This is a genomic window from Pseudomonas sp. UBA2684 (assembly GCA_002354655.1).
Lineage (GTDB): Bacteria > Pseudomonadota > Gammaproteobacteria > Pseudomonadales > Pseudomonadaceae > Aquipseudomonas.
This window is the reverse complement of record DELY01000011.1, coordinates 3,704-18,050: the sequence shown is the minus strand read 5'-3', so window position 1 is coordinate 18,050 and position 14,347 is coordinate 3,704. Positions and strand designations below refer to the sequence as shown.

The window sequence follows — 14,347 nt, the reverse complement described above, 5'->3', positions numbered from 1 at the left end:
TTCATTTAAACGGTTGGCCCTGCCAATAGGCGCGGGCGGCGGCAATATCGGCAGCAATTGCCGTCTTCAAGGCCTCAAGTGAGGCGAAACGCTGCTCATCGCGCAGCTTGTGGTGGAACGCCACCGTCAAGCGCCGGCCATACAGATCACCGGCAAAATCCAGCAAATGCACCTCGAGGTGGGCGCTGCCATCGCCAGCAACGCTCGGGCGCACGCCAATATTGGCCACGCCCGGCCAGGGTTGCCCCTCTATTTCAGTGCTGACCAGGTACACCCCGGTCAACGGCACGCGGCGACGCTTGAGCTGGATATTGGCCGTTGGCGCATCCAATTGACGCCCCAGTTTCTGCCCGTGTAATACCCGCCCGGCGATCTGGAACGGCCGCCCGAGCAACAACTCAGCAAGGGCGAAATCGCCAGCGGCCAACGCCTCGCGCACCCCAGTACTGCTAACCCGCACGCCCTGCAACTCGACTGTAGTGGCCGCCTCGACGGTGAAACTCTCGCGTTCGCCAGCCTGCGCCAAAAACGCGAAATCGCCGGCGCGATCACAACCGAAACGAAAGTCGTCACCGACTTCCAGATGGCCTACAGCCAAACCTTCTATCAGCACTTTCTGCACGAACTCAGCCGCACTTAACTCGCGCAAGCGCCGGTTGAAGCTCAGGCACAGCACCCGATCGACACCCTCGGCCGCCAGCAGCGCCAGCTTGTCGCGCAAACGGGTCAAGCGCGCCGGCGCCGTATCCGGGGCAAAGAATTCACGGGGCTGCGGCTCGAAGATCACCACGCAACTGGGCACACCCAACTCCGCGGCGCGCTCACGCAGGCGCGCCAAAATGGCCTGATGACCACGATGGACGCCGTCGAAATTGCCGATAGTGGCGACACAGCCCCGATGCTGGGGCCGCAAATTATGAAGGCCTCGAACCAGCTGCATAGCGCGCTTCTTGCTCACAAAGTGGTCGATTATACGCACACCCGCCGACGGACAACAGGCAGCATATACGCCGCACGCCTGCTCAAGAGGCGGCGCGACGGGTGAAATCGCGCACCCGAAAGCCCAGCAGCACAAGCATGCCGAAGTAGCTGGCCAGCCCGAGCGCCACCAAACCAGCCAGGCGCAAAAGACGCAGCAGCATGCCGTCGTCCGACCAGACCGGCATGAAGTGCATGGCCAGCAACAACACTGCCGCCATCACCAGCACGGCAAACAACAACTTGCCCAGGAACAACGCCCAACCCGCTTGCGGCTGAAACACATCACGTTTACGCAGCTGCCAGTAAAGCAAGCCGGCATTCAGGCAAGCGCCCAGACCAATCGCCAGGGCCAGCCCGGCATGCGCCAACGGCCCGACCAGCAGCAGATTCAGCAGCTGAGTCACGACCAGGGTGACGATGGCAATCTTTACCGGGGTTCTGATGTTCTGCTGGGCATAAAAGCCTGGCGCGAGAATTTTCACCAGAATAATGCCCAGCAGGCCAACGGAATACGCCATCAAGGCTTGCTGGGTCATTAGCGCGTCATTGGCGGTGAACTTGCCGTACTGAAATAAGGAAACCGTCAGCGGCTCCGCCAGCACCGCCAAAGCCACCGCACTCGGCAGCGCCAACAAGAAGCACAGGCGCAGCCCCCAGTCGAGCAAGCGCGAATACTCATCACGATCGGCACTGGCGTAGGTTTTCGACAGCGCAGGCAAGAGGATCGTCCCCAAAGCCACCCCCAACACGCCGGAGGGCAGCTCCATGAGACGGTCGGCGTAGTACATCCAGGACACCGAGCCGGCCACCAGAAACGAGGCGAAGATAGTGTTGATGATCAGCGAAATCTGACTCACCGAGACCCCAAAGATCGCCGGCCCCATCTGTTTGAGCACGCGCCAGACCCCAGTGTCCTTGAGGTTCAGGCGCGGCAGTACCAGCATGCCGATTTTCTTCAGGTGCGGCAGCTGATAGAGCAGCTGCAGCAAACCACCCACCAGCACCGCCCAGCCCAGCGCCATGATCGGCGGGTCGAAATAGGGCGCCAGAAACAGCAGAAACATGATCATGCTGAGGTTGAGCAAGGTCGGCACGAACGCCGGCACCGAGAAACGGTTCCAGGTATTGAGCACTGCACCAGCCAGCGAAGACAGCGAGATCAGCAGGATATAGGGAAAGGTCACCCGCAACAGGTCGGTGGTCAGGGCAAAACGCTCGGCCTCATCGGCAAATCCTGGGGCGGAAGCCCACACGATCCAGGGCGCGATGACGATGCCCAGCAAGGTGACCACCGCCAACACCAACGTCAGCAACCCCGAAACGTACGCGACAAAGGTGCGCGCCGCCTCATCGCCCTGCTGGGTCTTGTATTCCGCGAGAATCGGCACGAAGGCCTGGGAAAACGCGCCCTCGGCGAAAATTCGCCGCAACAGATTGGGCAATTTGAAGGCCACCACAAAGGCATCCGACGCCACGCCAGCACCGAACACCCGCGCGATCAGGGTGTCGCGCACAAAACCCAGCACCCGGGACAACATGGTCAGAGAGCTGACAGCGGCCAGCGACTTGAGCAGATTCATGTAATAATTCGACTTCCGCGAGCGAACACGCCAGCGGAGAATCCGCCGGCGCGCGAAGGCGACGAGTGTAGCGGTCTGCCACTGGTCAGGCCAGCAGAGGGAAATGCCAACAGGCTTGACAGGCGCCCCTCATCTCGGCATGATTCGCGGCCTTATTTGTTTGTAACCCCCCAGTTTTCTCGAGGAGCTTGACGGTGGCCAATACACCTTCTGCCAAAAAACGCGCAAAACAGGCTGAGAAGCGTCGTAGCCATAACGCCAGCCTGCGCTCCATGGTTCGTACCTACATCAAGAACGTGGTCAAGGCTATCGACGCCAAAGATCTCGATCTGGCCAAAAATGCCTACACCCTGGCTGTGCCGGTAATCGACCGTATGGCCGACAAGGGCATCATCCACAAGAACAAAGCAGCGCGCCATAAAAGCCGCCTGAACGGCCACATCAAGGCCCTCGGTGAAGCTGCAGCTGCTTAAGCTGCCAGTTCTTCGCTGTTAGTTCTTAAAAAACCGGCCTGATGGCCGGTTTTTTATTGCCTGGAATATCTGCACACCGCAAGAACGACAAGACACCCAACATATATACGCCGCGAACCTTCGCGGCTACGACCCAGCCCGACAACCCCTGATCAGGACTGCTCTGGCCAGGGCAGGATCGGAATCGCCGTCACCGCATTCTGCGGGCTACCCTCGATCACCCGATCGCTGTAAACCAGATAAACCAGGGTATTGCGCTTTTCGTCGAAAAACCGCACCACCTGCATGGTCTTGAACACCAGGGAGGTACGCTCGCGAAACACCACCTCGCCCTCCTTGAGCTCCGCCGTGAAGCGAATCGGCCCGACCTGACGACAAGCGATTGAAGCCTCCGCGCGATCCTCCGCCAGGCCCAGCCCGCCTTTCACCCCACCGGTTTTAGCGCGCGACAGATAACAGGTCACACCAGAGACCTTGGGGTCATCGAACGCCTCGACCACGATCTTGTCGTTCGGCCCCACCCACTTGAATACCGTGGATACCTCGCCGATCTCTTCCGCCGACACAAGCAATGGCAGCGCCAGCAGCGCTGCCAACAAGCCGTTAGCCACCCACATAGCACACTCCTTAAACAAGAATCAGGTTATCCCGGTGCACCAACTCCGGCTCGTCGACATAGCCCAGAAGCTTCTCGATAGCCTCCGACGACTGACCGATAATCTTCTGCGCCTCCAGCGCACTGTAATTCGCCAGGCCACGGGCAATCTCCTTCCCATCGGGCCCTACACACACCACCATTTCGCCACGCCGAAAGCTACCTTGCACAGCCTTGACTCCGACCGGCAGCAAACTCTTCGCCCCCGTGACCAATGCCTTGACCGCCCCCGCATCCAGCACCAGCGTGCCACGGGTTTGCAAATGCCCCGCCAACCACTGCTTACGCGCCGCCAGCATGCCGCGCTCGGGTGCCAGCAGAGTACCTAAACGCTCGCCCTGCTTGAGCCGCGCCAGCACCTGCTCGATGGCGCCGCCGACAATCACCGTATGCGCGCCGGAGCGCGCGGCCAGACGCGCCGCACGCAGCTTGGTCTGCATGCCGCCGCGCCCCAGCGCGCCCCCCACGCCACCGGCCACCGCATCCAGCGCCGGATCATCGGCGCGCGCTTCATAAATCAACTCGGCACCGGGGTTGTGCCGCGGATCGGCGTTATACATGCCGTCGCGATCCGTCAGAATGACCAACAGGTCCGCCTCGACCAGATTGGCCACCAGCGCCGCGAGGGTGTCGTTGTCGCCAAAGCGAATCTCATCGGTCACCACCGTGTCGTTCTCGTTGATCACCGGAATCACGTCCAAATCGACCAGCGTACGCAACGTGCTGCGCGCATTCAGATAGCGCTTGCGGTCCGACAGATCGTCGTGGGTCAGCAGAATTTGCGCCGTGCGCCGACCATGCTCGGCAAAACTCGACTCCCACGCCTGAATCAGCACCATCTGGCCAATTGCCGCCGCCGCCTGCAACTCATGCATGGCGCTCGGGCGCGCGCCCCAGCCCAGCTTGCTCATGCCCGCCGCCACCGCACCGGAGGACACCAGCACCAGCTCGACGCCCGCTTCGCGCAGCGCCACCATCTGCCTAACCCACACCGCCATCGCCGCACGGTCCAGGCCACGCCCGTCCGCCGTCAGCAATGCACTGCCGATTTTCACCACCCAGCGCTGCGCGCCTGTCACCTTGTCACGCATCGTATTCCAACCTTAGTTGCGACCCGCCATTACAAAAACGCCGCAATTAAGCGGCGCTGAACAAGTTGCTTAATCCCGGACGTAAATGATTTCCGGGCCATCCTCTTCATCTTCCTCATCCCAGAAGCTGTCGTCCTCATCGACATCACCGACCGCCTTGACCCCAGAGCGACGCAGTGCACGCTTGTCATCCAGCGCCTGCAGCTGGGCACGCGCCTCATCTTCAATGCGCGTATCGAGCTCGGCCAACTCGGCGGCGAACTGAGGATTCTCCTGAATGCGCTCAGCACGCGCTTCAAGGAAGTCCATGATGTCATAACAGAGCTTTTCAGTACCCTGGCGGGCCAGGGCAGAAATCACATAAACCGGCCCAGTCCATTCAATCCGCGCAACGATTTCGGCAATCCGCGCTTCCTGCTCCTCATCGAGAATCTGGTCAGCCTTGTTCAGCACCAACCAGCGCTCACGCTCAGCCAGCGCCGGGCTGAACTTGGTCAGCTCGGCGATGATGGTCGCCGCCGACTCAGCCGGATCGGTCAGATCCAGCGGTGCCATATCAACGAGGTGCAACAGCAGACGAGTACGCGACAAATGCTTGAGGAAGCGAATACCCAGGCCAGCACCATCAGAAGCACCCTCGATCAGCCCCGGAATATCGGCGACCACAAAGTTCTTGTAACGATCGACACTGACCACCCCCAGGTTGGGCACCAGGGTGGTGAAGGGGTAGTCGGCAACTTTCGGCTTGGCCGCCGATACCGAGCGGATAAAGGTGCTCTTGCCAGCATTTGGCAAACCGAGCAAGCCGACATCGGCCAACACCTTCAACTCCAGCTTGAGGTCGCGCGCATCGCCCGGCTTGCCTGGCGTGGTCTGCCGCGGCGCCCGATTGGTACTGGACTTGAAGCGGGTGTTGCCCAGGCCATGCCAACCACCCTGGGCGACCAGCAAACGCTGCCCAGCCTTGGTCAGGTCACCAATGATTTCCTGGGTACCAGCATCGATCACCGTGGTGCCAATCGGCACCGGTAGGATCAGGTCCTCGCCCTTGGCACCGGTACAGTCGGTGCTGCCACCCTTCTCGCCATTCTGCGCCTGGAAGCGACGGGTATAGCGGTAGTCCACCAGGGTATTGAAGTTCTCGACAGCCTCGATATACACCGAGCCACCGTCACCGCCGTCACCACCGTTGGGGCCGCCCTTCTCGATGAACTTTTCACGACGAAAAGCCATCATGCCGTTACCGCCGTCGCCAGCCTTTACATAAATCGATACTTCATCGACGAATTTCATGGGTACGCCTCCCGCAATCAAGCGGGTTATCTAAGAACTTGCTCAACGTCTGCTGCGCGTCGGCCCTGCTGCGTTAAAACCAGACTCGGAATGCTCATTTACACCAGTAAACTCCGCTTCCTCGCCTGCTTTTGCCTTGCCGGACTCTAGCTCGCGAGACCTTGAACAGGTTCTAACGAGAAAACCAGGTTCTTGCAAAATTGACCTGCATTCAAACCGAACGCTAGACCCAGGACAGTTTGGCAAGAACCCCAAGAATACAGAAACAAAAAAGCCCCGTCGCAAGGACGGGGCTTTTCCAGCAGTCGCGCGATTAGGCCGCAACGACGCTCACGTAACGGCGGTTGAACGCGCCTTTTACTTCAAACTTGATCACGCCTTCGATTTTCGCGAAGAGGGTGTGATCTTTACCCATACCTACGCCGTAACCGGCGTGGAACTGGGTACCGCGCTGACGCACGATGATGTTGCCTGCTTTGATAGCCTGGCCACCATACATCTTCACGCCAAGGCGTTTGGCTTCTGAGTCGCGACCGTTGCGGGTACTACCGCCAGCTTTTTTGTGTGCCATGAGTTCAATACTCCTATAAAGGGATTAGACCGAAACGAATCAGGCCTGAATACCGGTGATTTTGATCTCGGTGTACCACTGACGGTGGCCCTGACGCTTCATGTGGTGCTTACGACGGCGGAACTTGATGATGGTGACCTTGTCGTGGCGACCTTGCGCAACAACTTCAGCCACTACCTTGGCGCCATCGACAACCGGCGCACCGATGGTGACGTCGTCGCCGTTGCCGATCAGCAACACGCGGTCAAAAGTCACGGCTTCGCCAGTGGCGATTTCGAGTTTTTCGACCTTGAGGAATTCGCCTTCGGTGACTTTGTATTGTTTGCCACCAGTAACAATTACTGCGTACATGGTAAATCTCCGTTAATCCTGCTCACCCAGCGCTTTATAGGAATAAGTGTCGGCTGGCATGGCTGCTTGGGGCCGGAAGGACACCCTTGCAATTGCGTAAGGCAGGGAAATACCCAGGGGGAAGTTCAGGGTGCGCGATTGTACGCAAGCCGCAGACCCGGCGCAAGGCCCAACCCCAGTTGCCTTGACAGCCCCTACCCCGCCCCCTAGCATGCCGCGCAACCTATGAGGAGCACGTGCCGCTGATGCAACCCCAGGCTTTCTACCGCGTGGTGGCGGATGATTTTACCGCCGTCGACGGCATCATCCGTCAGCAACTCGTCTCGCGCGTACCGCTGGTGGAAAAGATCGGCGACTACATTATCTCCGCGGGCGGCAAGCGCCTGCGCCCGCTACTGGTGCTGCTCAGTGGCAAAGCGCTAGGTCTGCACGACGACAAACTGCGCCTGCTCGCTGCCACCATCGAGTTCCTGCACACCGCCACCCTGCTACACGATGACGTGGTCGACATGTCCGACATGCGTCGCGGCCGCAGCACCGCCAACGCCCAGTGGGGCAACGCACCCAGCGTACTGGTTGGCGACTTCCTTTATTCGCGCTCGTTCGAAATGATGGTCGAACTCGGCTCCATGCCGGTGATGAAGATCCTTTCCAAGGCCACCCGGGTGATCGCCGAAGGTGAAGTGCTGCAGCTATCGAAGATCCGCGACGCCAGCACCAGCGAAGAAACCTATATGGAAGTCATCCGCGGCAAGACCGCCATGCTCTTCGAAGCCTCGACTCACAGCGCTGCCGCGCTGGCTGGCGCCACCGCCGAACAGACCGAAGCCCTGCGCACCTTTGGCGACCACCTCGGCGTGGCCTTCCAGCTGGTCGACGATCTGCTCGACTACAAGGGCGACGCCACCACCCTGGGCAAGAACGTCGGTGACGACCTGGCCGAAGGCAAACCTACTCTGCCGCTGATCTACACCATGCGCGAAGGCACCGCCGAACAAGCAGCCCTGGTACGCCAGGCCATCCAGAAAGGCGGCATTGAGGACCTGGAAAGCATCCGCGAAGCCGTAGAAGCCGCCGGCGCTCTCGATTACACCGCACAACAGGCGCGCAATTATGTCGAACGCGCCATCGCCTGCCTGGACGCCCTGCCCGCCAGCGAATACCGCGATGCGTTGGTCGAGCTCAGTCGTTTTGCCGTGGCACGCACGCACTGACGCTCACAGCGACAGACAAGAGCCCGTCCATGTGACGGGCTTTTTTATGCCCTGCATTCTTTCTTTGCGCGACGAAAGGCAGCGATTAAGACTTGCTATAAATACAATAAGAATTATTCTCATCTGACTACTTGAAGGGAGATGAGTCATGACCTATTTGATCGACGCCTGGCTGGATCGGCCGCAACCTTACCTGCGCATCCTCAACCGCGAAACCGGTCAAGTGTGTGCGGTATTGGAGCAAGAGGCGCTGGATGAATTACGCGATCAGGGCGATCTGGATCTGCACGAGCTGAACTCCAACGAGCCGCTGGTGCTCAAGGAGTTGGTGCGCAGCCTGTTTCTCTACTGCTACGCGCGGGCATTGCGCCCTTGAATTCGACAGCCTAAATGCATCGCGGGCATGGCCCGCTCCTACCAATCCGGCGTAGGAGCGGGCCATGCCCGCGATAGATGCCGCTGAAACGTTACAGAACGTCGAGCAGTTCGACGTCAAACACCAGCACGCTGTGCGGCGGGATGCTGCCCACGCCTTGCGCGCCGTAAGCCAGCTCGCTTGGCACGTACAGGCGCCATTTGCTGCCGGCATTCATCAGTTGCAGCGCTTCGGTCCAGCCGGCGATCACGCCACCCACCGGAAACTCGGCCGGCTCGCCACGATCGTAGGAGCTGTCGAACACGGTGCCGTCGATCAGGGTGCCGTGGTAGTGCGTGCGCACGCTGTCTTCACGAGAAGGCTGGGCGCCTTCGCCAGCGCTCAGCACTTCGTACTGCAGGCCGGAAGCCAGCACAGTGATGCCGTCGCGCTTGGCGTTTTCGGCGAGGAAAGCCAGGCCAGCGCCAGCAGCCGCTTCGGCTTTAGCCTGGGCGTCGGCCTGCATGATGTCGCGGATCACTTTGAAGCTGGCCGACAGTTCGGCTTCGCCAACACGGCTTGGTTGACCGGCGAATGCGTCGGTCAGGCCCGCCAGGATAGCGTCCAGGCTTACACCCGGCGGCGGGTTGTCGCGCAGTTGGCCACCCAGTTGACGGCCGATGCCGTAGCTGACGCGGGTTTCGTCAGTCGAGAGATTGAGTTCGGACATAGCACTGCTCCGCTAGGGGCTGAAAAAAGGTCGGCCAGCCTAGCACAAACGCCCTCACGGCTCTAACCGCCGACCACGCCAGCGGATGGACGACTGCGCCGGCAGCGCTCGGAGCAGTACTTCACCTCATCCCAGCAGCGCGCCCACTTCTTGCGCCAGGTGAAGGGCAAGCCACACACCTGGCAGGTCTTGACCGGCAGTTCGGCCTTTCTCACAACGCCTCGCCGGCATCCAGCCGCGCCAATAGCTGCTCGCCACGGACCCACAGCCCTTGCTGCTTGGCCTCGCTCATTTTGTCCAGGCCGCGGTAGATCATGCCTAGACGGTGGTTGCCGGACAGTTGCTGGCGGTGACGCATGAGAAAGTGCCAATACAGCGCATTGAACGGGCAGGCCTGCTCGCCCACGCTTTCCGTGACTTTATAGGCACAGTCGCCGCAATAATTCGACATGCGCTTGATGTACTGGCCGCTGGCGCAATAGGGCTTGGAGCCGAGGTAGCCGCCATCGGCGTGCATGACCATGCCCAGGGTATTGGGCAGCTCGACCCAGTCGAAGGCATCCATGTACACCGCCAGGTACCAGTCGCAAACCTGACTGGGCGCAATGCCGGCGAGCAGGGCAAAGTTGCCGGTGACCATCAGCCGCTGGATATGGTGGGCATAGGCATGCTCCAGCGTCTGGCCGATGGCCTGGCTCATGCACTTCATGCGGGTTTTGCCGGTCCAGTAGAACTCGGGTAACGGCCGGGTATTGCCGAAGGCATTGCGCTCGGCGTACTCGGGCATGTGCAGCCAGTAGATGCCGCGCACGTATTCGCGCCAGCCGATCAACTGCCGAATAAAGCCCTCGGCGGCATTCAGCGGCACCTGGCCGCGCCAGTAGGCCGCCTCCACATCCGCACACAGGCGGCGCACATCCAGCAGGCCGATATTCAGCGCCGCGCTGATCCGCGCATGAAACAGAAACGGCTCGCCGACCGCCATGGCATCTTGATAATCGCCAAAGGCCGGCAAGGCGAAGTCGAGAAAATGCTGCCACAACGCCTCGGCCTCGGCGTGGGTCACCGGGTAATCGAAAGACGCCAGGCTGCCGTAGTGATGACTGAAACGCTCGGCCACCAGCGCCAGTACTTCCTGAGTAATGGCGTCCGCCGGAAAACGCGCCGTCATCGGTGCTTTGACCTGCTTGGGCAGCGCCTTGCGATTTTCCGCATCAAAGTTCCACGCACCGCCCACCGGCGTGCCGTCGCCATTGATCAACAAACCGGTCTTACGGCGCATCTCGCGGTAGAAGAACTCCATGCGCAGCTGCTTGCGCCCCTCGGCCCAGCGCGCGAACTCGTCACGACCACAGATAAAGCGGCTGTCGGTATGCCAGGTGATCGGCAGGTCGCAGGCCTGCAAGGCGTGCTCCAGACGCCATTCACCACATTCAGTGATATGCACCTCAAGCGCCTGCAACTGCGCCGCCCATCGCTGCAACTCGCCCGGCAACGAACCACTGTTGTTGGGATCATCGAGCGTCACGTACTGCACGCTGAAACCGCGCTGACGCAGGAGCTCGGCGAAATGACGCATAGCACTGAAAATCAAAGCAATTTTCTGTGGATGATGCGGCACATAGTCGGTTTCCGCCGCCACCTCAGCCATCAGCACCACATCCTGCTGCGTGTTCAACGCCAGCAGGCTGGGCAGATCGAACGACAGCTGATCCCCCAACACCAACGCCAGTCGACGAGTGCTCATAAAACGATAACCTCGGCCTGGGGCCCTGCAAGTAACTCAAGAGAATGGGAGAGCGGCTTCCACGGCGGGCTCACGCACACCACTGAGTTCGCAAGTACTGCGATAGCTGGCCTGGGCGACTGCCCCTACCAAGCCGAACTGATCGACAGCGGTACGCGCAAGGTGTCCTGAGTACCGTCCTGCATGCCGCACATCTCGTCATGCACCACGGCATGCACCAGGTTGAACGGCAGCTTGGGCAGCTCATGCAGCAAGTCGCGGGCATGCTCGACGGAGCGCAGGTGCAGAGTGCGCCCGTTACCGTCGTTCAGCGGATGGGCGCGGCCGTCCATGCGCGCTTCGAGCACATAAATACCGCCTTCGATAGAAATCAGGTTGAGCTCATCGATATGCCCGGCATGGGCATGACTGGATAAATCGTGCAGGTTCATCGGACTACCTCGCGCCAGCAAGTTATACAAAAATCATCTCAAATACAATTCTTGTACAACACAACAAAAGCACAAGGCAGAAAGCAAACCGCCCGTCCGTTTGCAACGGCCGGGCGGCGAATCCAGCACCAGAAGCCGATCACTGATCGTGCTTGGTCAGCTTGTCCAAGTAACCCATGGCGAAGGCCGAGATCACGAAAGTCATGTGAATGATCACATACCACATGAGTTTTCCATCGGCGATGTTCTGCGCATCCATAAACACCTTGAGCAGGTGAATCGACGAAATCGCCACGATGGAGGCCGCGACTTTCATCTTCAGCGAGCCGGAGTCCATCTTGCCCAACCAGCTGAGCTTCTCCTTGCCGTCGTCGATGTCCAGTTGCGAGACGAAGTTCTCGTACCCGGAGATCATCACCATCACCAGCAAACCACCGACCAGGGCCATGTCGATCAACGACAGGATCACCAGAATCAGATCGGCCTCGGCCATGGCGAATACGCTGGGGAGAATATGAAAGATTTCTTGAAAGAACTTCAGCGCCAGCGCCAACAGCCCGAGCGACAAGCCGAAATAAATGGGTGCCAGCAACCAGCGCGAAGCGTACATCGCATTTTCGATAAAGCGTTCCATGGTGTCTCGCAGGGGTAGACCAGAGCAGCTCGCGAGTATACCCAGCGCACTGTTGCAGACAAAGACATACCCGCCGCCCTTGCCGTCACGCGATTATCCCCAGCAACTGTGGATAACCTTGTGGAGAGCCTCAGGATTAACGCCGCCAGCGCAACACTGATCGGGCCTGGCGGCCGTCGCACAAAAGCTGATCAACCCGGCGATCAACTTTCTGGCTGAAACTGGTAGTTGCCTAAATGGCGACAACGTTCGCCATTCAAACGACGCAGCTCGGCTTGAATATGCAGGCGCCAGATCGGCAACTCGCTGCACTCGCTATAGCCTTGGACGGCCAGGTTTTCGGCGATCTCGGCGAGCACCCCTTCAGCCACCAAAGGCCCGTAGAACGGGCCCTGCGCTTTGATCGCAGACGGTTGGGCGCCAGACATGCCGGCAGCACAGATCAATGTCCAGAGACCCTTCTCGCCAGCCAACGGCAGCACCACGCATTCGATGCGGGTGATCAGGCCCAGGCACTGACGGGTGAGGCAGAGGCTACGCGGCATGGCGGCGACCCTCGCAAGAGCAGGCCTTCAGCCTACACCCGCACGGGCGCCTCAGGGAAGCCAACAGTTATCCTGTGGATAACTGTGTGGATGAAATGCCCAGCGGCTTGACCGGGCAGCGCTGGCAGGCTCAATGACTCACCCGCCAGCGCGCCGGCGGCGACGCGTCAGGCCGCCGGTTTCTTCGCCCGCGGTTTTTTCTCCTTGGCGGGCGGCGTCGGCTCGTTCTTCGCCTCTTCTGGCTTCACGTGATCCTTGTCGTCCTCGCCCATGCCGATCTCGGCGATCTCGCGCAAGCGCTCGACCACCCGGGCATTGACGCTCCCCAGCGGGAACTGGCCTTCGGCATTCGGCGTACCGGCATCCTCGCCTACCAGCAGGCTCAGCGCCTCGTCGACATGGCGCACCGCATACACATGGAACAGCCCGGCGCGCACGGCTTGCAGCACGCGCTCGTCGAGCATCAGGGTGGTGACGTTGGAGTGCGGAATGATTGCGCCCTGCTCGCCCGTCAGGCCACGCGCCTCGCAAAGACGGAAGAAGCCTTCGATCTTCTCGTTGACCCCACCGACCGCCTGCACTTCGCCGAACTGGTTGATCGAACCGGTGATGGCGAAACACTGCTTGAGCGGCCTGCGCGACAACGCCGAGATCAGGGTGCAGACCTCGCCGAGGGAGGCGCTGTCGCCGTCGACGTAACCGTAGGATTGCTCCAGGGCGATGCTCGCGGAGATTTCCAGGGGGAATTCCTGGGCGTAACGGCTGCCGAGAAAGCCGGTGAGAATCATCACGCCCTTGGAGTGGATCGGCTGGCCGAGGTTGACCTCGCGCTCGATGTCGACGATGCCCGAACCGCCCGGATAGACGGTAGCGGAAATCCGCGCCGGCACCCCGAAGGCCGAGTCGCCGACTTCCAGCACGGTCAACCCGTTGCATTTGCCGACCGCGGCGCCGGCGGTGTCGATCAGAATGATGCCGGCGAGCATGTCGTCGATGATCCGTGCCGACACCCGCCCGGTGCGGGTGGCCTTGGCTTTCAGCGCGCGCTCGATGTGGCCGACGTCGGTCACCGTCTCACTGGCCAGTTGGCGAATGAAATCGGCTTCGCTGACCAGCTGGAACAAATCGCCGATACGCGCCGACAAACGCCCCTGGTGCTCGGCCAGGCGCGCGCTGTAGGTCGCCAGGCGCGCCACCGCGGCGGCGGTAAGCGGCGCCATGCCTTCCTCGGTGGTACGGGTTTTCATCAGTTGAGCGAACTGCTCCAGGCTTTCGTCGCCGAGGGGAATGTCCTCGTCGAAGTCGACCAGCACGCGAAACATTTCCTGGAAGTCCGGATCATGGTCCTGCAACGCGTAGTACAGCTGACGCGCGCCGATGATGATCACCTTGACCTGCAACGGAATCACTTGCGGATTGAGGGTCACGGTGGCGATCCGGCCAAGCTCACCGAGTGGCGACTCCATCTTCAGTTGCCGAGAATGCAGGGCGCGCTTGAGCGCATCCCAGACGAAGGGTTCGCCAAGCATCTTCTCCGCTTCCAGCACCAGGAAACCGCCATTGGCGCGATGCAGAGCGCCGGGACGCAACTGCCGGTAGCTGGTATAGATCGCCCCTTGGTCGGCGTTGTACTCGATGCGGCCGAACAGGTTGTCATAGGTCGGGTGCGGCTCGAACACCACCGGCGCCCCGCCAG

General features: G+C 60.5%; 17 protein-coding genes. 3 read left to right on the top strand and 14 right to left on the bottom strand.

Annotated features, from left to right (window positions below; genetic code table 11):
- Window position 1: 1 nt before the first annotated feature.
- Entirely contained in the window at window positions 2–940 is a 939-nt protein-coding gene (gene ribF, locus B3M58_RS05850; protein ID WP_296217635.1) for a bifunctional riboflavin kinase/FAD synthetase, read from the bottom strand.
- An 82-nt stretch (window positions 941–1,022) separates the two neighbouring features.
- On the bottom strand, window positions 1,023–2,561 hold the full coding sequence (gene murJ, locus B3M58_RS05845) for a murein biosynthesis integral membrane protein MurJ (protein ID WP_296217634.1): 1,539 nt from the start codon (window positions 2,559–2,561) through the stop codon (window positions 1,023–1,025).
- 194 nt (window positions 2,562–2,755) lie between these two features.
- On the opposite strand from murJ, the gene rpsT reads away from it, so the two are divergent.
- Window positions 2,756–3,034, top strand: coding sequence for a 30S ribosomal protein S20 (gene rpsT / locus B3M58_RS05840; protein WP_069518088.1), 279 nt, complete (start codon window positions 2,756–2,758; stop codon window positions 3,032–3,034).
- A gap of 152 nt (window positions 3,035–3,186) precedes the next feature.
- Here rpsT and B3M58_RS05835 read toward each other — a convergent pair whose 3' ends face one another.
- The 5 genes from B3M58_RS05835 to rplU form a co-directional block, all read right to left on the bottom strand.
- The gene (locus B3M58_RS05835; protein WP_296217633.1) at window positions 3,187–3,651 is read right to left on the bottom strand and encodes a CreA family protein; all 465 of its coding nucleotides are present in this window, start codon (window positions 3,649–3,651) and stop codon (window positions 3,187–3,189) included.
- A gap of 10 nt (window positions 3,652–3,661) precedes the next feature.
- Complete coding sequence (gene proB, locus B3M58_RS05830; protein WP_296217632.1) at window positions 3,662–4,780, bottom strand: glutamate 5-kinase; 1,119 nt, start codon at window positions 4,778–4,780, stop codon at window positions 3,662–3,664.
- Window positions 4,781–4,849: 69 nt separating this feature from the next.
- Complete coding sequence (gene cgtA, locus B3M58_RS05825) at window positions 4,850–6,073, bottom strand: Obg family GTPase CgtA (RefSeq protein ID WP_296217631.1); 1,224 nt, start codon at window positions 6,071–6,073, stop codon at window positions 4,850–4,852.
- Window positions 6,074–6,386: 313 nt separating this feature from the next.
- Window positions 6,387–6,644: a 50S ribosomal protein L27 gene (rpmA, locus tag B3M58_RS05820; protein WP_085584170.1), complete on the bottom strand. Its 258-nt coding sequence runs from the start codon at window positions 6,642–6,644 to the stop codon at window positions 6,387–6,389.
- A gap of 39 nt (window positions 6,645–6,683) precedes the next feature.
- A complete protein-coding gene (gene rplU / locus B3M58_RS05815) occupies window positions 6,684–6,995 on the bottom strand; it encodes a 50S ribosomal protein L21 (RefSeq protein WP_296217630.1) in 312 nt (103 codons plus the stop codon).
- 245 nt (window positions 6,996–7,240) lie between these two features.
- Between rplU and B3M58_RS05810 the strand changes: the two genes are divergently transcribed.
- Together B3M58_RS05810 and B3M58_RS05805 are read left to right on the top strand one after the other, a co-directional pair.
- Window positions 7,241–8,209, top strand: coding sequence for a polyprenyl synthetase family protein (locus tag B3M58_RS05810; RefSeq protein WP_296217629.1), 969 nt, complete (start codon window positions 7,241–7,243; stop codon window positions 8,207–8,209).
- A 148-nt stretch (window positions 8,210–8,357) separates the two neighbouring features.
- Window positions 8,358–8,585: a hypothetical protein gene (locus B3M58_RS05805; RefSeq protein ID WP_296217628.1), complete on the top strand. Its 228-nt coding sequence runs from the start codon at window positions 8,358–8,360 to the stop codon at window positions 8,583–8,585.
- A gap of 91 nt (window positions 8,586–8,676) precedes the next feature.
- Here the strand turns inward: B3M58_RS05805 and B3M58_RS05800 are convergent, their stop codons facing one another.
- The 7 genes from B3M58_RS05800 to B3M58_RS05770 all read right to left on the bottom strand — a co-directional run.
- Window positions 8,677–9,294, bottom strand: coding sequence for an FKBP-type peptidyl-prolyl cis-trans isomerase (locus B3M58_RS05800; protein ID WP_296217627.1), 618 nt, complete (start codon window positions 9,292–9,294; stop codon window positions 8,677–8,679).
- A gap of 62 nt (window positions 9,295–9,356) precedes the next feature.
- Window positions 9,357–9,509 (bottom strand): DUF2256 domain-containing protein, encoded by a 153-nt coding sequence (locus B3M58_RS05795; protein ID WP_296217626.1) that lies wholly within the window; start codon window positions 9,507–9,509, stop codon window positions 9,357–9,359.
- Window positions 9,506–11,041: a cryptochrome/photolyase family protein gene (locus B3M58_RS05790; protein ID WP_296217625.1), complete on the bottom strand. Its 1,536-nt coding sequence runs from the start codon at window positions 11,039–11,041 to the stop codon at window positions 9,506–9,508. Before B3M58_RS05790 ends, B3M58_RS05795 begins: the two co-directional genes overlap by 4 nt.
- A gap of 125 nt (window positions 11,042–11,166) precedes the next feature.
- On the bottom strand, window positions 11,167–11,472 hold the full coding sequence (locus B3M58_RS05785; RefSeq protein WP_296217624.1) for a DUF6482 family protein: 306 nt from the start codon (window positions 11,470–11,472) through the stop codon (window positions 11,167–11,169).
- Between the two features lie 139 nt (window positions 11,473–11,611).
- On the bottom strand, window positions 11,612–12,106 hold the full coding sequence (locus B3M58_RS05780) for a TIGR00645 family protein (RefSeq protein WP_296217623.1): 495 nt from the start codon (window positions 12,104–12,106) through the stop codon (window positions 11,612–11,614).
- 203 nt (window positions 12,107–12,309) lie between these two features.
- Window positions 12,310–12,651 (bottom strand): hypothetical protein, encoded by a 342-nt coding sequence (locus B3M58_RS05775; protein WP_296217622.1) that lies wholly within the window; start codon window positions 12,649–12,651, stop codon window positions 12,310–12,312.
- Between the two features lie 167 nt (window positions 12,652–12,818).
- Window positions 12,819–14,347 (bottom strand): Lon protease family protein (locus B3M58_RS05770; RefSeq protein ID WP_296217621.1); only part of this gene is annotated, 1,529 nt, incomplete at its 5' end.